This is a genomic window from Microbacter sp. GSS18 (assembly GCA_029319145.1).
In the GTDB taxonomy this organism is placed as follows: Bacteria; Actinomycetota; Actinomycetes; order Actinomycetales; family Microbacteriaceae; genus Microbacterium.
Genome location: CP119753.1, coordinates 1158195 through 1179800, shown reverse-complemented (window position 1 = coordinate 1179800; position 21606 = coordinate 1158195). Strand labels below are relative to the sequence as shown.

At 72.0% G+C, this 21606-nt stretch carries 20 protein-coding genes and 1 tRNA gene; 15 read left to right on the top strand and 6 right to left on the bottom strand.

Going from position 1 to position 21606, the window contains the following annotated elements:
* Positions 1-37 precede the first annotated feature (37 nt).
* Positions 38-622 (bottom strand): TetR/AcrR family transcriptional regulator, encoded by a 585-nt coding sequence (locus P0L94_05600; protein WES65540.1) that lies wholly within the window; start codon positions 620-622, stop codon positions 38-40.
* 105 nt (positions 623-727) lie between these two features.
* On the opposite strand from P0L94_05600, the gene P0L94_05595 reads away from it, so the two are divergent.
* Genes P0L94_05595 through P0L94_05575 form a run of 5 tightly spaced genes read left to right on the top strand, consistent with a single transcriptional unit; the run spans position 728 to position 6830 of the window.
* A complete protein-coding gene (locus P0L94_05595) occupies positions 728-2332 on the top strand; it encodes a carboxyl transferase domain-containing protein (GenBank protein WES65539.1) in 1605 nt (534 codons plus the stop codon).
* 4 nt (positions 2333-2336) lie between these two features.
* Positions 2337-4340: a biotin carboxylase N-terminal domain-containing protein gene (locus P0L94_05590; protein WES65538.1), complete on the top strand. Its 2004-nt coding sequence runs from the start codon at positions 2337-2339 to the stop codon at positions 4338-4340.
* 17 nt (positions 4341-4357) lie between these two features.
* Positions 4358-5509, top strand: coding sequence for an acyl-CoA dehydrogenase family protein (locus tag P0L94_05585; GenBank protein ID WES65537.1), 1152 nt, complete (start codon positions 4358-4360; stop codon positions 5507-5509).
* Positions 5510-5532: 23 nt separating this feature from the next.
* On the top strand, positions 5533-6015 hold the full coding sequence (locus P0L94_05580; protein WES65536.1) for a MaoC family dehydratase: 483 nt from the start codon (positions 5533-5535) through the stop codon (positions 6013-6015).
* Entirely contained in the window at positions 6012-6830 is an 819-nt protein-coding gene (locus P0L94_05575; GenBank protein WES65535.1) for a CoA ester lyase, read from the top strand. Before P0L94_05580 ends, P0L94_05575 begins: the two co-directional genes overlap by 4 nt.
* 15 nt (positions 6831-6845) lie before the next feature.
* On the opposite strand, the gene P0L94_05570 is transcribed toward P0L94_05575, so the two are convergent.
* Both P0L94_05570 and P0L94_05565 read right to left on the bottom strand, forming a co-directional pair.
* On the bottom strand, positions 6846-7451 hold the full coding sequence (locus P0L94_05570) for a histidine phosphatase family protein (GenBank protein WES65534.1): 606 nt from the start codon (positions 7449-7451) through the stop codon (positions 6846-6848).
* 41 nt (positions 7452-7492) lie between these two features.
* Positions 7493-8335, bottom strand: coding sequence for a Sir2 family NAD-dependent protein deacetylase (locus P0L94_05565; GenBank protein ID WES66295.1), 843 nt, complete (start codon positions 8333-8335; stop codon positions 7493-7495).
* 104 nt (positions 8336-8439) lie between these two features.
* Between P0L94_05565 and P0L94_05560 the strand changes: the two genes are divergently transcribed.
* Entirely contained in the window at positions 8440-9252 is an 813-nt protein-coding gene (locus P0L94_05560) for an RNA methyltransferase (GenBank protein ID WES65533.1), read from the top strand.
* Position 9253: 1 nt separating this feature from the next.
* Here P0L94_05560 and P0L94_05555 read toward each other — a convergent pair whose 3' ends face one another.
* Entirely contained in the window at positions 9254-10126 is an 873-nt protein-coding gene (locus P0L94_05555) for an SGNH/GDSL hydrolase family protein (GenBank protein WES65532.1), read from the bottom strand.
* A gap of 146 nt (positions 10127-10272) precedes the next feature.
* Between P0L94_05555 and P0L94_05550 the strand changes: the two genes are divergently transcribed.
* Both P0L94_05550 and P0L94_05545 read left to right on the top strand, forming a co-directional pair.
* Positions 10273-12123 carry a DEAD/DEAH box helicase gene (locus tag P0L94_05550; protein WES65531.1) on the top strand — a complete coding sequence of 617 codons (1851 nt, stop codon included), beginning with the start codon at positions 10273-10275 and terminating at the stop codon, positions 12121-12123.
* Positions 12124-12235: 112 nt separating this feature from the next.
* Positions 12236-13324 (top strand): VIT1/CCC1 family protein, encoded by a 1089-nt coding sequence (locus P0L94_05545; protein WES65530.1) that lies wholly within the window; start codon positions 12236-12238, stop codon positions 13322-13324.
* 112 nt (positions 13325-13436) lie between these two features.
* On the opposite strand, the gene P0L94_05540 is transcribed toward P0L94_05545, so the two are convergent.
* Positions 13437-13522: transfer RNA gene (locus P0L94_05540), tRNA-Leu, on the bottom strand.
* A 132-nt stretch (positions 13523-13654) separates the two neighbouring features.
* Here P0L94_05540 and P0L94_05535 point away from each other — a divergent pair.
* Positions 13655-14956, top strand: coding sequence for a M20/M25/M40 family metallo-hydrolase (locus P0L94_05535; GenBank protein WES65529.1), 1302 nt, complete (start codon positions 13655-13657; stop codon positions 14954-14956).
* Between the two features lie 48 nt (positions 14957-15004).
* Positions 15005-15829 (top strand): undecaprenyl-diphosphate phosphatase, encoded by an 825-nt coding sequence (locus P0L94_05530; protein ID WES65528.1) that lies wholly within the window; start codon positions 15005-15007, stop codon positions 15827-15829.
* A gap of 26 nt (positions 15830-15855) precedes the next feature.
* On the opposite strand, the gene P0L94_05525 is transcribed toward P0L94_05530, so the two are convergent.
* Positions 15856-16725 (bottom strand): PAC2 family protein, encoded by an 870-nt coding sequence (locus P0L94_05525; GenBank protein WES65527.1) that lies wholly within the window; start codon positions 16723-16725, stop codon positions 15856-15858.
* 141 nt (positions 16726-16866) lie between these two features.
* Here P0L94_05525 and P0L94_05520 point away from each other — a divergent pair, with 141 nt between their 5' ends.
* Genes P0L94_05520 through P0L94_05500 form a run of 5 tightly spaced genes read left to right on the top strand, consistent with a single transcriptional unit; the run spans position 16867 to position 21538 of the window.
* Positions 16867-17556 carry an HAD family phosphatase gene (locus P0L94_05520; GenBank protein ID WES65526.1) on the top strand — a complete coding sequence of 230 codons (690 nt, stop codon included), beginning with the start codon at positions 16867-16869 and terminating at the stop codon, positions 17554-17556.
* On the top strand, positions 17553-18551 hold the full coding sequence (locus tag P0L94_05515; GenBank protein WES65525.1) for a tRNA (adenine-N1)-methyltransferase: 999 nt from the start codon (positions 17553-17555) through the stop codon (positions 18549-18551). Before P0L94_05520 ends, P0L94_05515 begins: the two co-directional genes overlap by 4 nt.
* Positions 18552-18573: 22 nt before the next feature.
* On the top strand, positions 18574-19536 hold the full coding sequence (locus P0L94_05510; GenBank protein ID WES65524.1) for an FKBP-type peptidyl-prolyl cis-trans isomerase: 963 nt from the start codon (positions 18574-18576) through the stop codon (positions 19534-19536).
* A gap of 47 nt (positions 19537-19583) precedes the next feature.
* Positions 19584-20579, top strand: a complete 996-nt coding sequence (locus P0L94_05505) for a WYL domain-containing protein (protein WES65523.1) — start codon at positions 19584-19586, stop codon at positions 20577-20579.
* Complete coding sequence (locus tag P0L94_05500) at positions 20576-21538, top strand: WYL domain-containing protein (protein WES65522.1); 963 nt, start codon at positions 20576-20578, stop codon at positions 21536-21538. The genes P0L94_05505 and P0L94_05500 overlap by 4 nt, the downstream gene beginning before the upstream one ends.
* Positions 21539-21606 lie beyond the last annotated feature (68 nt).

The following is a 21606-nucleotide window of genomic DNA, read 5'->3' as shown; positions in this document are numbered from 1 at the left end:
GCCCAGGGGGCGCCTCCGCTCAGCGCCCGCGCGGCGATCAGGCCCGGAGCGCGGCGAGCGCCATCGATTCCAGGATGCGCCTGGCGGCGGCCGGGCCGGCGCCCCGCCCGCTGTGCGGCGTCGAGTTCATCAGCCCGAAGCACGCGTGGGCGCGCACTCGCAGGTCCTCGGCCGTCCGCCCGGGATGCAGGTCGGCGAGCACGCCGATCCAGATCTCGACGTACTCGCGCTGCAGCCGGCGCACGGCACGCAGATCGTCCTCGCCGAGGCTCGCCAGATCGCGATCCTGCACGCGGATGATGTCGGCGTCGGCGAGGGCGAAGTCGACGTGGAAGGCGATCAGTCCCTGCAGGCGCGTGAGCGGGTCGGTCTCGACCTCGACGACCGTCCGCCCGCCGTCCCGCAGGCGTTCGCTGACGCCGACTAGGAGGGCGCCCAGGAGCGCCTGCTTGCCGCTGAAGTGGCGGTAGAGGGCCGGCCCGCTGATGCCCACGGCCGCCCCGAGCTCTTCGAGGCTCACCCCGCTGAAGCCGCGCTCGGCGAACAGACGCGACGCTTCGCGCAGGATCGCAGCGTACCGATCGGCTTTCGCCCGATCACGGTCGGTCGTCCCGCTTGCCATTTCAGTTAATCCTCGCTAACCTGACTAATCCAGTTAGTGAACACTAACCGATCCGCGTGCGGAGCGACAAGCATCCGCGGGCGATGTGACGTCGATGGAGATGACATGAGCGCGCTGCGCACCGCCGTCGTGACGGGCGACGCCCACGCGAGCACGAGCGAGGCCCAGCGCACGCTCGCCGCCGACCTGCACCGCCGCCTCGAACGTGCGTCGCAGGGCGGACCCGCCGCCGCGCGGGAGCGGCACACGGCGCGGGGCAAGATGCTGCCGCGCGAGCGCGTCGACCGCCTGCTGGACGAGGGGAGCCCGTTCCTCGAGGTGGCCCCGCTGGCCGCCGAAGGCCTGTACGACGACCAGGCGCCGGCGGCCGGGGTCATCGCCGGCATCGGCCTCGTGCACGGTCGCCACGTGATGGTGATCTGCAACGACGCGACGGTCAAGGGCGGCACGTACTTCCCGCTCACGGTCAAGAAGCACCTGCGCGCGCAGGAGATCGCGCTCGAGAACCGCCTGCCGTGCATCAGCCTCGTCGACTCGGGAGGGGCGTACCTGCCGATGCAGGATGAGGTCTTCCCCGATCGCGACCACTTCGGCCGCATCTTCTACAACCAGGCGCGCATGTCCGCCGCGGGCATCCCGCAGATCGCGGCGGTCCTGGGATCGTGCACGGCGGGCGGCGCGTACGTGCCGGCCATGAGCGACGAGACGGTGATCGTCCGCGACCAGGGCACGATCTTCCTCGGCGGACCGCCGCTGGTCAAGGCCGCGATCGGCGAGGTCGTCACGGCCGAGGAGCTCGGCGGCGGCGATCTGCACGCGCGCAGGTCCGGCGTCGTCGACCACCTCGCCGACGACGACGAGCACGCGCTCGAGATCGTCCGCGACATCGTCGCCACTCTGCCGGCGCCCGCCCCGCCGGCGTGGGACGTGTCTGCCGCCGTCCCGCCCGCGGTCGACCCCTCGCAGCTGTACGGCGTGGTCCCGGTCGACGTCAACCAGCCGTACGACGTGCGCGAGGTGATCGCGCGACTGGTCGACGGCAGCGAGCTGCACGAGTTCAAGAAGGAGTACGCCGACACCCTCGTCACCGGCTTCGCCCGTATCCACGGGCATCCCGTCGGCATCGTCGCCAACAACGGCGTCCTGTTCGGCGAATCGGCCCTCAAGGGCGCGCACTTCATCGAGTTGTGCGATCAGCGTGGCATCCCGCTGCTGTTCCTGCAGAACATCTCGGGGTTCATGGTCGGCCGCGACGCCGAGGCGGGTGGCATCGCGAAGGACGGCGCGAAGATGGTGACCGCCGTCGCGACGACGCGCGTTCCCAAGCTGACCGTCGTGATCGGCGGCTCGTTCGGCGCGGGGAACTACTCCATGTGCGGCCGCGCCTACTCACCGAGATTCCTGTGGAGCTGGCCCGCGAGCCGCATCTCGGTCATGGGCGGCACGCAGGCGGCATCGGTCCTCTCGACCGTCAAGCGCGACCAGCTCGAGGCGCGGGGAGAGTCATGGGATGCCGCCGAGCAGGCGGCGTTCGAGGCGCCGATCCGCGAGCGGTACGAAGAGCAGGGCAGCCCGTACTACGCCACCGCGCGCCTGTGGGACGACGGTGTGATCGACCCGATAAGCACGCGCGACGTCGTGGGCCTGGCCCTGGACGTCATCTCGCGCTCTCCGCTTCCCGAGCCGCGCTTCGGCCTGTTCCGGATGTGATCGCGTGACCGACTCTTCGATCCTCGACCGATTCGACACCGTGCTGGTCGCCAACCGCGGCGAGATCGCCCGGCGCGTCATCCGCACGCTCCGACGCCTGGGCATCCGCTCGGTCGCGGTCTACAGCGACGCCGACGCCGGCGCACCCCACGTGCGCGAGGCCGATGCCGCCGTGCGTCTCGGGCCGGCACCCGCCGCGGATTCCTATCTCTGCATCGACCGCGTCGTGGACGCCGCGGTGTCCGCGGGAGCGCAGGCGGTGCACCCGGGGTACGGGTTCCTCTCCGAGAACGCCGCCTTCGCCCGCGCGTGCGAGGAGGCCGGGATCGTCTTCATCGGCCCGGGCGTCGGCGCACTCGAGGTGATGGGCGACAAGGTCCGCGCCAAGGAGCACGTCGCCGCTCACGGAGTGCCCACGGTGCCCGGCTTCAGCGCTGCCGGGATGACGGATGCCGAGATCGGCCGCGCCGCGCATGAGGCGGGGTTCCCGCTGCTGGTCAAGCCGTCGGCGGGCGGCGGCGGCAAGGGCATGCAGGTCGTGCGCGACGCCGACGGCCTCGCCGAGGCGCTGAGCGCCGCGCGACGCATCGCCGCCGCCTCGTTCGGCGACGACACGCTGCTGCTCGAGCGCCTCATCGAGCGGCCGCGGCACATCGAGGTGCAGGTGCTCGCCGATGCCCACGGCGGGGTCGTCCACCTCGGCGAGCGCGAGTGCACGCTGCAGCGGCGGCATCAGAAGGTCATCGAGGAAGCGCCGTCGCCCGTCGTCGACGCAGACACGCGCGAGCGGCTCGGCGCGGCGGCGTGCGCGGCGGCCGTCAGCGTCGACTACCGGGGCGCCGGCACCGTGGAGTTCCTCGTCTCGGCCGACCGCCCCGACGAGTTCTACTTCATCGAGATGAACACGCGGCTGCAGGTGGAGCACCCGGTCACCGAGGAGGTCACCGGCATCGACCTGGTCGAGCAGCAGCTGCGGGCCGCGGCCGGAGAACGGCTCGCCCTCGCGCAGGCCGACATCGCGCTGACCGGTCATGCCATCGAGGCCCGCGTGTACGCCGAGAGCCCCGAGCGGGGCTTCCTGCCGGCGACCGGAGATGTGCTCCTGTTCCGGCCGGCGCCGGGCGTCCGCACCGACGCGGCGATCGAGACCGGCAGCGTCGTCACCGCCGACTACGACCCGATGATCGCGAAGGTCATCGCGGTCGGACCCGACCGCGCAGCCGCCCTCGCCTCTCTCGGCCGCGCCCTCGCCGGCACCGTCGTGCTCGGCGTCGACACCAACATCGCGTTCCTGCGCGAGCTCGCGGTCGTACCCGAGGTCGTCTCGGGCGACATGGACACGGGGCTCATCGATCGAATGCCGGCCATGAGCGCCGAGCCGCCCACGGACGAAGCGCTGCAGGCGGCGGCTGCGATCGACGCATCGCCCGGCGATGACCGCTCGAGCGATCCGCCCGGACGGGCGGATCGCTCCGGCGCCGTCTGGCGCCACCTGGCAGGCTGGCGCATCGGCGCGGCCGCGCCCCGAGCCGTCGCGCGGTTCCTCGACGACGCCGACGGGATGCACGAGGTGCCGCTCGGCGACGCGGGCGCGCTCGGCGCCGGCGCGATGACCGCGCGGGACGCCGACGGCGCGCTGTGGGTCCACGCCGACGGCGCCGCGTGGCGACTGCGACCGCTCTCCCGCCGTGCGGCGATGACCCACCGCCGAGCCGCCGCCGAGCGTGCTCAGCACGCCGCCGACCCCGAGCTGCGGGCTCCGATGCCCGGCGCCGTCGTGGCCGTGCACGCGAGCACCGGAGCGCGCGTGGCGGCCGGCGACCGCATCGCGACGATCGAGGCCATGAAGATGGAGCACCCCGTCGTCGCACCCCACGCCGGCACCGTGACCGTCGAGGTCGCGGTGGGCGATCAGGTGCGCCGGGACCAGGTCGTCGCACGCGTCGTCGTCGACGAACAGCCCGCCGATGCACCCCGCGGCGAAGCATCCGCCGGGGCCGAACGATGACACCCCGAGGAGCAGACATGTACCCCTACGACATCAGCGACGACGAGCGCGAGCTGGCCGGGCTCGTCCGCTCCTTCTCGGAGGAGGTCGTCGCCCCCCGCTCGTACGAAGCCGACCGGTCGCACGCGCTGCCGATGGACGTCGTGGCGCAGATGGGCGAGATGGGGCTCTTCGGCCTGCCCTTCCCCGAGGAGCACGGGGGTCAGGGCGGCGACTACTTCGCGCTGTGCCTGGCCATCGAGGCGCTGGCGCGGGTGGACCAGTCGATCGCGATCACCCTCGAAGCAGGCGTCAGCCTCGGCGCCATGCCGGTGTTCCGGTTCGGAAGCGACGAGCAGAAGCAGCAGCTGCTCCCGGACCTGCTCTCCGGCACGGCCCTCGCAGGCTTCGGCCTCACCGAGCCCGAAGCGGGGTCCGATGCCGGCGCCACCCGCACCACCGCCCGCCTCGAGGACGGCGAATGGGTCATCGACGGGACGAAGCAGTTCATCACGAACTCGGGAACGGACATCACGCGATTCGTCACCGTGACCGCCGTCACCGGCGAGCACGACGGGCGCAAGGAGATCTCGACGATCATCGTGCCCAACGGCACTCCGGGCTTCACCGTCGAGCCGGCGTACGACAAGGTCGGCTGGCACGCGTCCGACACGCATCCGCTCACGTTCCAGGGCGCCCGCGTCCCGGCGGAGAATCTGCTCGGCGAGCGAGGACGAGGGTTCGCGAACTTCCTGCACATCCTCGACGAGGGGCGCATCGCCATCGCGGCGCTGGCCACCGGGGCCGCGGAAGGCTGTCTCGAGGCCGCCGTCGATTACGCCGGAACGCGCATCGTGTTCGGCGACCGGCTGTCCGCGCGCCAGGGCATCCAGTTCACGCTGGCCCGCATGCAGGCCCGCGTGCACACGGCGCGCCTCGCCTGGCACCACGCGGCACGGCTGCGGGATGCCGGGCGGCCGTTCAAGACCGAGGCGGCGATCGCGAAGCTCACCGCGAGCGACGCCGCCATGGACAATGCCCGCGACGCGACGCAGATCTTCGGCGGCAACGGGTTCATGAACGAGTACCCCGTCGCACGCCACTACCGGGACTCGAAGATCCTCGAAGTGGGGGAGGGCACCAGCGAAGTGCAGCTGCTCGTGATCGCGCGCAGCCTCGGGGTAGCGTGACTGTCAGAGGCGAAGGGGGAGCGGTGACCGACATCGTCCAGCGCGGGCTCTACTACGACGAGATCGAGGTGGGCGCCCGCTATCTCCACCGCCCGGGACGCACAGCGACCGAGGCCGACAACGTGCTGTTCTCGTCGCTGACGATGAACACGCAGGCGCTCCACCTCGACGCCGCCTTCTCGAAGGCTCAGCCGTTCGGGCAGCGCCTGATGAACAGCATGTGGACGCTGTCGACGATGGTGGGCGCATCGGTCGCGCAGCTCACGCAGGGCACGCTCGTCGCGCAGCTCGGCCTGACCGACGTCTCGTTCCCCGCCCCGCTCTTCCACGGCGACACGCTGTACACCGAGACCGAGATCCTCGACAAGCGCGCATCGGCCTCGCGCGACGGCCAGGGGATCATCACGATGCGCCACACGGGCCGCAATCAGGACGGTGCCGTCGTCGCCCTCGCCACGCGGGTCGCCCTGATGTGGTTCCGCGATGCCGCCGAGGAGGAACGATGAGCTTCGACATGGGACCCGCACTGCTGTTCTGCCCCGCGGATCGGCCCGAGCGGTTCGCGAAGGCGGCCGCCGCCGCGGACGCCGTGATCCTGGACCTCGAGGATGCCGTCTCGCCGGACGCGAAGGTGGCCGCACGCGGGGCGCTCATCGAGTCGGAGCTGGACCCCGACCGCACGATCGTGCGGGTCAACGGGGTCGACTCCGACCAGTTCGAGTCCGACATGTCGACGCTGTCACAGACGGACTACCGCACGATCATGGTCGCCAAGGCCGAGTCCGCCAAGCGCATCGGCCGCATCGACGCGCGATTCGAGGTCATCGCGCTGTGCGAGACGGCCCGCGGGGTGGCCCACGCGGAGCGCATCGCCGAGCAGCGCAACGTCGTGGCGCTGATGTGGGGAGCCGAGGACCTCGTCGCGTCGCTCGGAGGCACGTCCAGCCGCAGGCCGAACGGGCGCTACCGCGACATCGCGCGCCACGCCCGCTCCCAGGTGCTGCTGTCAGCCGGGGCCCGGGGCAAGGCGGCGATCGACGCCGTCCATCTCGACATCGCCGATGCGAAGGGGCTCGGCCGCGAAGCGCGGGATGCCGCCGCCTCCGGATTCGCCGCGACCGCGTGCATCCATCCGCAGCAGGTCGCCGTGATCAGGGATGCGTACCGTCCCGATGCCGACGCCGTGACGTGGGCCCGACGCGTGCTCGCGGCAGCCGACGGCGAGCGGGGCGTCTTCTCGTTCGACGGGCGCATGGTCGACGAGCCGGTGCTGCGCCACGCGCGCATGCTGCTGAGCCGGGCCGGCGCGCCGGCGGCCTGACGCCGGGCTCGCGGGTCAGGCCGCGATCGGGTCGTACGAGAGCAGCCGCACCCGATCGCGCTCGTACAGCAGCTCATGGATGGAGCCGTTGGCGAGGCGCTCGCCCTCGAGGGGCAGCTCGCCGCCGGAGGCATGGCCGATGAGCTCGCGGATGAGGGCACCGTGCGACACGACCACCAGCGTCGCAGGGCCCGGTGAGGTCGCACGGCGCAGATCCGCCACGACGGCGTCGAGCGCGCCGAGCGCGCGCACGCGCAGATCCGCGGGCTCCTCGGCGCCGGGCACGCCACCGCGGTGGCTGGCGCCGAAGCGGTGATGGAACTCCTCGATCTGCATCCCCTCGGCCTCGCCGTAGCTGCGCTCGCGGAGCGCGGGGTAGGCGGCCGGGGCCGGGAGCGCGAGGCGCTCGGCGATGATGCCCGCGGTCTCGCGGGCGCGGGACAGGTCGCTGGAGACCACGCCCACCGGATGCCGTCGGTCCAAGCGCTCCTCGAGCTCGGCGGCGGCGAGGCGGGCCTGATCGCGTCCGGTGTCGTTGAGCGGGATGTCGGTCGCGCCCTGAATTCGGCGGTCTCGGTTCCAGTCGGTCTCGCCGTGGCGGATGAGGAAGAGGGACGTCACTCGTCGAGCCTAGACTGCGCGCGCATCGCCACCCTGGACGATCACCGAGCGGGCAGCGCGTCGGCGATCATGCCGAGCACCTCGCTGGTGCCGGCGTCGATCTTGACCGTCGCCCGGGCGTCGGCGCGGGTGTCGCCGCGGTTGATGATGACCACCGGCATGCGCCGCCGCCTCGCGCGCTCGAGCAGCCGGATGCCGGAGTTCACCACGAGCGACGAGCCCGCCACGATCAGCGCCTCGCTGGAGTGCACCAGCTGCTCCGCCTCGCGGAACTTCTCGACAGGGATGTACTCGCCGAAGAACACCACATCGGGCTTGAGCATCCCCGTGCACACACTGCAGTCCGGCACGCGGAAGCCCTCGGTGCTCTCGGGCAGCACGTCGCCGTCGGGACCGAGCTTGATGTTCTCGGGAGCGGTCATCCACGGGTTGTCGGCCTCGACGCGCAGCGCGAGGTCGCGGCGGTCGAACACCTGCCCGCATCGCGTGCAGAACACCCGGCGCATCGTGCCGTGCAACTCCACGACGCGGCGGTTCCCGGCCTTCACGTGGAGCCCGTCGACGTTCTGGGTGATGATGCCCGACGCGACGCCGCGGTCCTCGAGCGTCGCCAGCGCGACGTGTCCGGCATTGGGCGCGGCCGCGGCGAACGCGTTCCAGCCGAGGTGGCTTCCGACCCAGTAGCGCCGGCGGGCCTGGTCGCTGCCGAGGAACTGGTCGACCGTCATGGGCTTTCGCACCGGGGTCCCCTGGCCGCGGTAGTCCGGGATGCCGGAGTCGGTGGACACGCCCGCTCCCGTGAGCACGGCGATGCGGCGGCCGGCGAGGGCGTCCACCGCGCGCGCGACAGACTCCATCAGCGTCTCGTCCCGATCCGTCACCATGGTCACCCGAAGGCCCCCTCCCGACGCTTCGAGTCTAGGACGCCGCGTTTTCCGGGATGTTACGGCGAGATGGGGGACCTGTGAGACTTGGTGCGGAGGTGGCGATGACGATCTGGCGCATCGACGACGCGGCGGACCCGCGGCTGGCGGACTACCGCGACCTGACGGACGTCGCGCTGCGCCGGGTCCACGAGCCCGCCGGCGGACTCTACATCGCCGAGTCGGCGAAGGTCCTGGACCGGGCGCTGGCGGCCGGACACCGCCCCCGATCGGTGCTCGTGCAGCAGAAGTGGCTCGATGACACGCTCGCCCTTCTCGCGGGACGAGACGACGACGTCCCGGTGTACGTCGTGCCGCCCGAGATCGCCGAGAACGTGACGGGCTACGCCGTGCACCGGGGGCTGCTCGCGGCGATGCACCGGCCGGCGCTCCCCGAACCCGCCGACATCCTGCGGCATGCGCGCCTCGTGCTCGTCCTGGAGGACATCGTCGACCACACCAACGTGGGTGCGGCGTTCCGGGGCGCCGCGGCGCTCGGCGCCGACGCCGTGCTGGTCAGCCCCCGCTGCGCGGATCCGCTGTACCGCCGCAGCGTCCGTGTCAGCATGGGCACGGTGTTCCAGGTGCCGTGGACGCGGCTGCCGGAGTGGACCGACGCGCGCGAGGTGCTGCACGCGGCGGGCTTCGACATCGCCGCCCTCGCCCTGGCGGACGACGCGGTCACCCTCGACGCGTACTCCGCGCGACGGCCCGAGCGCGTCGCGCTCGTGCTGGGCGCCGAGGGGCACGGCCTGTCGCGGGCCGCGCTCGGTGCAGCCGACACCGTCGTGACCATCCCGATGGCAGGCGGTGTCGATTCGCTCAACGTCGCCGCCGCGAGCGCGGTGGCGCTGTGGGAGCTGCGACCGGGACGGTGAGTCAGGCCTCGGGATCCGTCGGCGTGGCCACCGGGGGAGCGGCCGCCGGGATCGTGACCGGCAGCGGCTCGGGACGCTTGGCGGTGACGGTGTCGCCCGAGGACTGATGGCGCAGCCGCCGCAGCACCCACGGGACCAGGTGGGTGCGCGCCCACACCAGGTCGCTGCCGCGAGCCGCGCGCCACGTTCGGGCGGGCAGTGGCTCGGGCTGCATGGGCTGGAGGTCGTTGGGCACGTTCAGCACCCGCAGCGCCATGCGGGCGACCTCGTGGTGGCCGAGCGCGTTCAGGTGCAGGCGGTCGTCGTCGAAGAACCGCATGTCCTGGATCTCCTTGAGCGCCCACTGATCGGCCACGATCGCGTCGTAGCGGTCGGCGATGGCCCGGATGTTCTCGTTGTAGATCGCGACCTTTCCGCGGATGCCCCGGAATACGGGGGTGAAGTTGGTGTCGATCCCCGTGAACACCAAGACGGCGGCGCCGCCGCTGGACAGCCGCACGACGGCGTCCTCGAAGATCTCGGCGACCTTGTCGGGGTCGCTGCCGGGGCGGATGACGTCGTTCCCGCCGGCCGAGAAGGTCACGAGGTCGGGGTTGAGCGCCAGCGCGGGCTCGACCTGCTCGTCGACGATCTGCTGGATCAGGCGGCCGCGGATGGCGAGGTTGCCGTACGCGAAGTCCTCGACCTGGCTGCCGAGCACCTCGGCGACCCGGTCGGCCCAGCCGCGCAGCCCGTTGGGCAGCGACGGCTCCGGATCGCCGACGCCTTCGGTGAACGAGTCGCCGATCGCCACGTAGCGGTGCCAGGGGTGCGGCGTCGCGTTGGGGACGTAGGGTGTGCGATTCGGCTCCGGTGCGGGATCGTTGCGCGCCATGGTGCCTCCTGACCTGGTTCGTGACCGGAATCAGACTATCCGCCGCCGACCTCCCGTCGACGCCGCGCATCGGCCCGCCGTGACGACGATGTCGTCGTCGTCGCCTATGGTGGAGTCTCGCTGTCGGGAGCGAGGGGAGGATGCCGGTGCACGAAGAGTCGACGATCACAACCGACGCCGACACCTCCGCGACCGCACACATCGGGTCCTTCGCCGCCGAGCACCTGTCACCGACGTGGCCGCAGCGTGCGCCGTGGGGCACCGCACAGCGCCTGCGCGCGTGGCAGGCCGAGGCGCTCGACCTCTACTTCGGCATGGACGGGCCCGATGGGCCGGGCTCGGGCCCTCGCGACTTCCTCGCCGCCGCGACCCCCGGCGCCGGGAAGACGACGTTCGCGCTGCGCCTGGCCAGCGAGCTGCTGCGCCGTCGGGTCGTCGACCGCATCGTGGTGGTGGCGCCCACCGAGCACCTGAAGAGCCAGTGGGCCGACGCCGCCGCGCGCGTGTCCATCCGCCTCGACCCCGGCTTCTCCAACCGGCACTCCGCACCCGCACGGCACTACCACGGCGTGGCCGTGACGTACGCGCAGGTGGCGGTCAAGGCCTCGGTCCACCAGCGCCTGACCATGGACGCCCGCACCCTCGTGATCCTCGACGAGGTGCATCACGGCGGCGACGCGCTGAGCTGGGGAGACGCCCTGCGTGAGGCCTACAGCCGCGCGACGCGGCGCCTGCTGCTGTCGGGGACGCCGTTCCGCAGCGACACCGCCCCGATCCCGTTCGTGGAGTACCACCCCGATGCGAACGGCATCCGCCTCTCGCGCACCGACTACGCGTACGGCTACCGCCGTGCGCTCGAGGACGGCGTCGTCCGCCCGGTCATCTTCCTCGTCTACGCCGGTCACATGCGCTGGCGCACCAAGACCGGGGACGAGATGGAGGCGCACCTCGGCCAGGACAACACCAAGGACATCACCGCCCAGGCGTGGCGCACGGCGCTCGACCCCGAGGGCGACTGGATCCCGGCGGTGCTGCGGTCGGCGGACCGGCGGCTGAGCGAGGTGCGCGAGTCGGTGCCCGACGCCGGGGGCCTGGTCATCGCGACCGACCAGACGGCGGCGCGCGCGTACGCGGCCATCCTGGAGCAGGTCTCGGGCGAGAAGGCGACGATCGTCCTGTCAGACGAGGCCGAGGCTTCGGGCCGCATCGAGGAGTTCTCGCAGGGCACGAGCCGCTGGATGGTCGCGGTTCGCATGGTGTCCGAGGGCGTCGACGTGCCGCGCCTGGCTGTCGGCGTCTACGCCACGAGCGCATCGACCCCGCTGTTCTTCGCCCAGGCCATCGGCCGCTTCGTGCGTGCGCGCCGTCGCGGCGAGACGGCGAGCGTGTTCCTCCCCAACGTGCCGCAGCTGCTCGCCCTCGCCGGCGAGCTCGAACGCCAGCGCGACCACGCGCTGGACCGCGACGGCGACGGCGACGACTGGAACGCCGAAGAGGACCTCATGGAGGCCGCCGAGCGCGAGGACAAGGCCTCCGACGCGCTCACCGAGGAGTTCTCGTACCAGGCTCTCGGGTCGCTCGCGCATTTCGATCGCGTGATGTTCGACGGGCGCGAGTTCGGGCAGCTCGCGGTGCCCGGCACGCCCGAGGAGGAGGAGTTCCTGGGGATTCCCGGCCTCCTCGAACCCGAGCACGTGCACGACCTGCTGATGCAGCGGCAGGTCAGGCAGGGCCGTCATCGGCACGCGCGCGAGGCCCGCGAGGCGGAATCCGGCCCGACCGAGGCCGCCGTGCCGCAGGCGCTGCATCGGACGCTGAAGGAGCAGCGGCAGCTGCTCAACAGCCTCGTGGGGCTCTACGCGCGCCAGTCGGGCGAGCCGCACGGCGCGGTCCACGCCGAGCTGCGCCGCGTGTGCGGTGGGCCGGCCGTCTCCCACGCCACCGTCGCACAGCTGCAGGCGCGCATCGACGTGCTGCGCCGCCGCGTGCGCTCCTGATCCCCGGCGCTCTGTTCGGAATCCCGAAATGCTGGCAATCCCGCCGTTGGGTGCCGGACGCCGCCGTCGGCGCGGCTAATCTCGTGCAGTCCCGACGACCACAGGAGACCCCATGAACGAACCCGCTGCGCCGACCGACCGCGATCGCCGCCGCTGGGCCCAGTACCTCGTGAACGAACGAGCCGAGGCGCGCGTGTACCGTGAGCTCGCCGCCCGCCGCGATGGCGAGGAGCGCGAGATCCTGACGGCCCTCGCCGACGCCGAAGGCCGCCACGAGGCGCACTGGCTGACGCTGCTCGGCGGCGAGCCGCCGCGTCTGCCCCGGGCGTCCGCGCAGACCCGGACGCTCGGGTGGATGGCGCGCCGATTCGGCTCGATCTTCGTCCTGGCGCTCGCGCAGAACGCCGAGGCGCGCTCTCCGTACGACGGGGATCCGCACGCCACTCCGGCGATGCGCGCCGACGAGAAGATCCACCACGAGGTCGTGCGCGGTCTCGCCGCGCGCGGCCGTCGCCGGCTGTCCGGCACCTTCCGCGCGGCGGTCTTCGGCGCCAACGACGGCCTCGTGTCGAACCTGGCACTCGTGATGGGCATCGGCGCGACCGGCGTCTCGTCGACGTTCGTGCTGTTCAGCGGCGTGGCCGGGCTTCTCGCGGGAGCGCTGTCGATGGGCGCCGGCGAGTTCGTCTCGGTGCGGTCCCAGCGCGAGCTGCTGGATGCGACGGAGCCCAACGGATACGCCGACGACGTGCTGCCGGATCTCGATCTCGACGCGAACGAGCTGGCGCTGGTCTACCGCACCCGAGGACTTCCCGCCGATGAAGCGCTGGCGCGTGCGCGCCAGGTCGTCGAGGCGGCGCGCACCTCGGATCGCGGCCAGCTGTACGCCCGTCCCGCCGAGGCTGCCGCGGACCACGAGGTCGTCGGCGGAGCATGGGGCGCGGCGCTGTCGAGCTTCCTCTTCTTCGCGTCGGGCGCCATCATCCCGGTCCTGCCCTGGATCATCGGCCTGTCGGGCCTGGCAGCGGTGATCACGGCGCTCGTCCTCGTCGGCATCGCGCTGATGTCGACGGGTGCCATGGTCGGGCTGCTGTCGGGCGGCCCGCCGCTGCGACGGGCGCTGCGTCAGCTCGCGATCGGCTTCGGCGCTGCGGCGGTCACGTACGTGCTGGGGCTCGTCTTCGGCGTCAGCCTCGCTTAGTCGACCGGCCGGCGCGCCCACGGCGTCATCGCGCGACGCCGGCGCCCCGCACGGCGGGGAGACGAAACGGCCCCCGCCTGGGATTCCCAGGTCGGGGGCCGTTTCTCATGTGTGCGCGAGGGGGGACTTGAACCCCCACGCCCTAATACGGGCACTAGCACCTCAAGCTAGCGCGTCTACCTATTCCGCCACCCGCGCAGGTGGTTTCCGGTTTCGCAACCGAGGAACGACACTACCACGGTCCGAGCCATCCGACGAATCCGCGCGTCCCGGGCGCGTCGGCCCGAGGGTGGCGCGAGGAGCCTCGTGCGGCGGGGTAGGTTTGTCGGCATGCCCACGCCCGATGCGTCCCTGCCCGAGGTCGCCCGGATCGCCCGCGACCTCATCCGGTTCGACACCACGAACCACGGCGGCGGACGCGCCAAGGGCGAGCGCGAGGCCGCCGAGTACGTGGGGGAGTACCTGCGCGCGCTCGGACTCGAGCCGGAGTACTACGAGCCGATCCCGCGCCGGACGAACGTGTCGGTGCGCGTGCCCGGTCGCGATCGCGACAAGCCCGCGCTCGTGCTGCACGGCCACCTCGACGTCGTCCCGGCTGTGGCCGAGGACTGGAGCGTCGACCCCTTCGCGGGAGAGATCCGCGACGGCATGCTGTGGGGGCGCGGCGCCGTCGACATGAAGGACATGGACGCCATGATCCTGACGTCGGTCGCCGATATCCTCCGTGCCGGCGCACAGCCCGAGCGCGACCTGGTGGTGACCTTCTTCGCGGACGAGGAGAACGGCGGGGTCGAGGGTTCGGCGCTCGTCGTCGAGAACCGTCCGGAATGGTTCGCCGGGGCGACCGAGGCGATCAGCGAGGTGGGAGGCTACTCGATCGCGGCGGGTTCGGACCGCGCGTACCTGCTCCAGGTGGGGGAGAAGGCGCTGCTGTGGATCCGCCTCGTGGCGCGCGGCCGCGCGGCGCACGGATCGAGCTTCCACCACGACAACGCCGTCACGGCGGTGGCCGAAGCGGTGGCCCGGCTCGGGCGCACCGCGTGGCCGGTCGAGCTGACCGACACCACCGGCTCGATGGTGGAGGGACTCGCGCGTCTGACGGGCACCGATCCCGCGGACCCCGACGCGGTCGCGGCCTCGGTCGGTGCGGCGGCGGGCTTCGTCCGCTCGACGCTGCGGACCACGACCAACCCCACCGGGCTCACCGCGGGGTACAAGCACAACGTCATCCCCGACCGTGCCGAGGCCCTCATCGACGTGCGGGTGCTCCCGGGCACCGAGGAGCAGGCCCTCGCCGACATCCGCCGCATCGTCGGGCCCGACATCGACGTCGAGCTGGTCCACGGCGACATCGGCCTCGAGGTCCCCTTCTCGGGCGACCTGGTCGACGCGATGGTCGACGCACTGGGCCGCCACGATCCGGGCGTCCCGGTGATCCCGTACCTCATGGGCGGCGGCACCGACAACAAGGCACTGGCCGCCCTGGGCATCCGCGGCTACGGCTTCGCACCGCTGCGGCTGCCGGCGGACCTCGACTTCACCGGCATGTTCCACGGTGTGGACGAGCGCGTCCCGATCGACGCGCTCGTGTTCGGCCAGGCCGTGCTGACCGACCTCCTCCGCTCCTACTGACGACCCGGACGCCCTGCCGGGCGTCCTGCATCGAAAGGCGCTCCGCCCATGCTGCTCGAGGCGATCATCCTCGGCCTGGTCCAAGGTCTCACCGAGTTCCTTCCCGTGTCCTCCTCGGCGCATCTGCGGATCCTGGGGGAGTTCCTCCCGACGGCGCAGGACCCGGGTGCAGCGTTCACAGCGATCACCCAGATCGGCACCGAGGCGGCCGTCGTGGTCTTCTTCTGGCGCGACATCGTGCGCATCGTGTCGCACTGGTTCCAGGCGCTTCTGGGACGAATCCCGCGGGGCGACCCCGACGCCCGCATGGGGTGGCTGATCATCATCGGGTCGATCCCGATCGTCGTTCTCGGTCTGCTCTTCCAGGACCAGATCGAGACCACCCTGCGCTCACTGTGGCTCGTGGCGGGGATGCTGATCTTCTTCGGCGTGCTGCTGGGCATCGCCGACCTGGTGGGCGCCAAGCGGCGCAGGCTGAACGACCTGACGGTCGGGCACGGCGTCGTCTACGGGTTCGCGCAATCGCTCGCGCTCATCCCGGGCGTCTCGCGCTCGGGCGGCACCATCACCGCGGGGCTCTTCATGGGTTACGAGCGCGCCGCCGCCGCCCGCTACGCGTTCCTGCTGGCGATCCCGGCGGTGTTCGGGTCGGGCTTCTACCAGCTCATCAAGAGCTGGGACGAGCCGGGTGTCTTCACGCTCGGCGAGACCGCCGTGGCGACCGGCGTGGCGTTCGTCGTGGCGCTCGGCGTGATCGCGTTCTTCATGAGCTGGATCTCCAAGCGCAGCTTCCTGCCGTTCGTCGTCTACCGCGTGGCGCTCGGATCGACCCTGCTGGTGCTCCTGGCGATGGGCGTCATCGAGGCCTACTGATCCGCCGCCGGCGCGGGCTGCGCCGGTCAGCGCGCGGGGTCGTCGCGCCCCGGCTTGTGGGGCCCTTCGCCGCCGCCGCGACGCAGATACCGTTCGAACTCCTGCGCGATGGCGTCCCCCGAGGCCTCGGGGGAGTCCCACGTGTCGCGGGTGTGCTCGAGCTGGCGGATGTACTCCGTCATCTCCTCGTCATCGGCGGCGGCCGCATCGATCGAGGCCTCCCAGGCGGCAGCCTCGGTCGCGAGGCTCCCGCGCGGCACCGACGCCCCGGTGATGTCCTCGAGCCGATCCAGCAGCGCGAGCGTCGCCTTCGGCGACGGTGTGTGGCCGGCGACGTAGTGCGGCACGCTCGCCCACAGCCCGGCCGTGGCGATGCCGGCCGTGTCGGCCGCGTGCGTGAGCACGCTGAGGATCCCGACGGGACCCTCGTAGGTGCTGCGCTCGAGGCCGAGAGTCGCGCGGACCTGCTCGCTCTCACTGCCTGCGAAGACCGAGATGGGGCGCGTGTGGGGCACATCCGACATCATCGATCCCATCGAGACGAAGCCGGTGATGTCCTCGCGCAGCGCCACGTCGATGAACTCGGCTGAGAACGCCTGCCAGGCCCGAGCGGGCTCGACGCCCGTGAGCAGCCACAGCTGCGTGCCGCGGGTCGGGCGCGTGGGCTTGAGGATCGTGGCCTCGGGCCACTTGAGGATCCGCTGACCCGTGGTGCCGTCGGTCGCGATGTGCGGCCGCGTGTACTGGTAGTCGAAGTACAGCTCTGGGTCCACGGAGAACACCGGTTCGTACGCGCCGGACTCCCGCAGCTGCGTGATGGCTGACGACGCGGCTTCTCCCGCGTCGTTCCATCCGTCGAATGCGGCGACCAGCACCCGTCGACCCAGTGCGTTCACGCGACCTCCTCTGCCCGACGGCGGTATCAACCCAGGATAGGCGTCGCGGGCCGGCGGTGGGCCGGTCGCCCGGCGAGTCCGGGATCGGGCGCGCGCCCCGTTCCCAGCGGCCGCGGAAGAGGGCATCGGTAGCATGGTGCGGTGAACTCGCCAGCTGCGCCCTCTGCCGTCCTGTGGGACATGGACGGCACCCTCGTCGACACCGAGCCCTACTGGATGGAGAGCGAGAAGCCGCTCGTCGAGAGCTTCGGCGGAACGTGGACCCACGAGCAGGCGCTCGCCCTCGTCGGGCTCGGGCTCGAGGACGCCGCGCGGATCCTGCAGTCCGCCGGTGTGCGGATGAGCGAGCACGACATCGTCGACCACCTGACCGCCGAGGTCATGCGACGTCTGCGCGAGGACGGCGTGCCGTTCCGCCCGGGCGCCCGCGAGCTGCTGCTGGCGCTGCGCGAGGCCGGCATCCCCACCGCACTGGTCACGATGTCGATGCGCCGCATGGCCGAGTCCGTGGTCGACCTGATCGACTTCGACGCGTTCGACCTCATCGTCGCCGGCGACGACGCCACGCGACCCAAGCCCTACCCCGACCCGTACCTGCAGGCGTGCGAGGCCCTCGGGGTCGCGCCGGAGTCCGCGGTCGCGCTCGAGGACTCGCCCAACGGCATCCGCTCGGCCGTCGCCTCGGGCGCCGCCGTCGTCGGCATCCCGCTCATGGTCTCCGTCGCCGGGGCCGGTGCGCACGCCACGTGGCCGACGCTGGAAGGGCGGACGGTCGAGGACATCTCGGCCTTCCACGCCGCACACCGCACCACGACGGGGGACGCACGATGACCGAGCGACCCAGCGGACCGTTCCGCGTCGGAGACCGCGTGCAGCTGACCGGCCCCAAGGGGCGCCTGCACACCATCACACTGCGCGAGGACGGCGAGCTGCACACGCACCACGGCGTGCTGCGGCACACGTCGCTGATCGGGCAGCCGGACGGATCGGTCGTCGCGAACAGCGGCGGGCACGAGTACCTGGCGCTGCGACCGCTGCTGCGCGACTTCGTCATGTCGATGCCCCGCGGTGCGGCGATCGTCTACCCGAAGGACGCCGCGCAGATCCTCGCCGAGGCGGACGTCTTCCCCGGGGCGACGGTCGTGGAGGCCGGAGTCGGCTCGGGTGCGCTCTCGCTGTGGCTGCTGCGCGCGATCGGCGCCGAGGGGCGTCTGGTGTCGTTCGAGCGTCGCGAGGAGTTCGCCGAGGTCGCCAAGGCGAACGTCGAGACCTTCATCGGAACCGTGCCGGCGAACTGGGACGTCGTCCTCGGGGACCTCGGCGAGGCCCTTCCCGCCGCCGTCCAGCCCGGCAGCGTCGACCGCGTGGTCCTGGACATGCTCGCGCCGTGGGAGTGCATCGACGTCGTCGCCGACGCTCTCACGCCGGGCGGCGTCGTGGTCTGCTACGTCGCCACCGCGACCCAGCTCAGCCGTGTGGCGGAGTACATGCGCGGGACCGGCCTGTTCACCGAGCCGGACGCCAACGAGACGATGGTGCGCGGCTGGCACGTCGAGGGGCTCGCGGTCCGGCCCGACCACCGCATGGTCGCCCACACCGGCTTCCTGGTGTGGGCGCGCCGGCTCGCGCCGGGCGCGATCCCGCCCGAGGTCAAGCGCCGCGCGTCGAAGTCCTCCTACGGCGACGAGGACGTCGAGCTGTGGACCCCCGGGGCCGTCGGAGACCGCGAGATCACCGACAAGAACCTGCGCAAGCGGGTGCGCGAGGCGCAGCGCGCGGCGGACGGCGTCCGCGGGGCGGGATCCGCGGGCGACGAATCCGACTGACGGTCGCCTCTAGACTGTTGCGGTGCGCAAGTTCCCCGCTGCCCTCGCCCTGACCGCTCTGACCGCCGTCGGTCTGACCGGCTGCTCGCTGCCCGCCGGCACGTCGGCCTGTCCGCGCCCGGCCGTCTCCGACGCGGACGTGATGGATCTCATCTCGGTGTCGGGATCGCCGGACTCCATGCCCGACGTCGAGGTCTACGCACCCTTCAGCACGACGTCCGTGCAGTATGAGGACGTGTCCACGGGCACGGGACCGGCGCTGACGACGGACGCCCAGATCGCGGTCATCGACGTCACCCTCCTGGCTGGAGACAGCGGCGAGATCGTCGGCACCACCGCGTACAGCGGCGACCTGAGCTCGACGCTCTCGATGTCGCAGGTGTACGCGGCCTACCCGGGCCTCGAGGAGGGACTGCAGTGCGCGACCGAGGGGTCGCGGGTCGCCGTCGCCCTCTCGCCCGACGGGCTCGAGCCCACCAACGCCGCTCGCCTGGGACTGGGCGCGGAAGAGTCCGCGATCGCGATCGTGGACCTGCGCAAGGTCTACCTACCGCACGCCGAGGGCACGCTGCAGTTCAACTCGGGCTTCGGCCTGCCGTCGGTCGTGCGCGCCGAGGACGGTCGCCCGGGCATCATCGTGCCGGACAGCGCCGCACCCGACGAGCTCGTCATCCAGACGCTCATCGCCGGTGACGGCGAGGTCGTCGCCGGCGACCGGCCGGTCCGCGTGCACTACACGGGTGTGACATGGGACGGCAAGGACGTGTTCGACTCGTCGTGGGACAGCGAGCCCCGCTCGATGTCGCTGGACTCGGTGGTGCCGGGGTTCGCCCAGGCTCTCGAGGGCCAGACGGTCGGCTCGCAGGTCATGGTCGTCATCCCGCCCGAGCTCGGCTACGGGGACGTCGCGCAGGGATCGATCCCCGCGGGCTCGACGCTGGTGTTCGTCATCGACATCCTGGGGCTCGACCAGCCCGCGTCCTGACCGGCGAGCGCCCCGGCCGTCGCCGGCGGCGATCCTATGATGAGGGAGTGCCCGACCACGTGTCTGCGAAGATCCCGCCCGAGGAGCGCCTGGTCAATCTCGTCGTCGCCCTCATGGCGACCGAGCAGGGCCTGACCAAGGACACCATCCTCGCGTCGGTCTCGGGCTACCGGGAGCAGGCTTCGTCCGGGGCGTCCAAGGATGCTCTCGAGAAGATGTTCGAGCGCGACAAGGAGAGTCTCCGGGCCCTCGGCGTCCCCATCGAGACGATCGGCGACCGCGCCGACCCCGACGATCTGCGCGAGGCGCGCTATCGCGTTCCCACCGCCGAGTACGAGCTTCCCGGGGACATCGAGTTCAGCCCCGCCGAGCTCGCCCTGCTCAATCTCGCGGGGGGCGTGTGGAGCGAGAGCTCGCTGTCGTCCGAGGCGCGCACGGGGCTGCGCAAGATCCGCGCGCTCGGCATCCCGGTCGAGGACCCCATCATCGGCTTCTCGCCGCGCATCAGCGTGCGCGAGCCGTCGTTCGCGCCGCTGCAGCAGGCGATCGAGCAGTCGCGGGTCGTGACGTTCCCCTACGTCCGGCCCGGCAGCGGCCACGCGCGCGTGCGCCGCATCCAGCCTCTGGCGCTGGTGGAGTACGAGGCGCGCTGGCACGTGTTCGGCAACGACCTCGGCGTCGGGGCCGAGCGGACCTTCCTGCTGTCGCGCATCGTCGGGGGTGTCGAGCTGTCCCGCACGCGGTTCGATCCGGCGCTGCGCGACGGCGCCGGCGAGCGCGCCCTCACCGGCCTGGCCGAGGTCGCCGCCCGCAACGTGGCCCTGCTCGAGGTCAATCCGGGCACCGAGGCCGCGCTGCGGCTGGCCCGCCGCGCCATGTCCGCGCCGCAGGGCATCCGCGTCCCCTACGTGGACCTGCAGATCTTCGCCGGTGAACTGGCGTCCTACGGACCCGAGGTCCGGGTCGTCGAGCCGGCCGCGCTGCGCGACGCCGTCGTCGAGCGCCTGCGCGCGACGGTTGCGGCGAACGGGGGCGCGTCGTGAGCGCGCGGCGACCGCTGGTGGCCGCGGACCGGGCCGCCCTCATGCTTCAGCTCGTGCCCTACCTGATCGGCAAGGGCGAGGTCTCGCTGGTCGAAGCGGCCGACGAGTTCGACGTCGACGTCGACCAGATGCGCGAGATGGTCGAGAAGCTCACCGTCATCGGCCTCCCCGGCGAAGCGGGCTACTGGCAGATGGCCAACGATCTGTTCGACATCGACTGGGAGCTGCTGGACCGCGACGATCTGATCGTCATCACCAACTCGGTCGGTCTCGAGCGCTCTCCCCGCCTGACCGCGCGCGAGGCCGCCGCGCTCCTGGCCGGTCTGCAGCTGGCGAGCTCGATCCCGGGGGTGGGTGACACACAGCTGTTCGCGGGACTGCTGGCCAAGCTCTCCCGCGGGGCCTCCAGCGTCCCCGCCGACGTCATCGTCGCGCCCGGTCCGGTGGACGCCGTGCGCACGGCCGTCGCCGAGGCCCTGAGGCGGGGTGTCGCGGTCTCGTTCGCGTACAAGGCGCCGGATGCCGCGACGACCACCCGCACCGTCGACCCGATCAAGGTCCAGATCGCCGACGGCCAGTGGTATCTGCAGGGCTGGTGCCACCTCCGCCGCGCGATGCGGACGTTCCATCTCGACCGCGTCAGCGACCTGGCGCTCACCGACATCCCGATCGCGCATGCCGAAGAGCCGGTGCCCGCATGGTTCGAATCGAGCGAGGACGACATCGTCGCCCGCATCCGGTTCCGCACCGATCTGGCGCCTCTGCTGGGCGAGTACCTCGACCGTGCCGTCGTGGAGTCCGACGGGGAGCACTCGATCGCGACGATGCGCGTGGCCGACGAGGCCAGCCTCCGGCGGCTGGCGGCGCAGCGCGGCGGCGGCGTCGAGATCCTCGAGCCCGAGGGCGCGCGCCGCGCCGCGGCGGCATGGGCGGCCGACGGGCTGGCCCAGTACGGCTGACGTCCCCCCATCGTTCCCGATCGCTCCCGAGGCCGGGTGCACCGGGGTTACACTGGGGCGGAACCCTT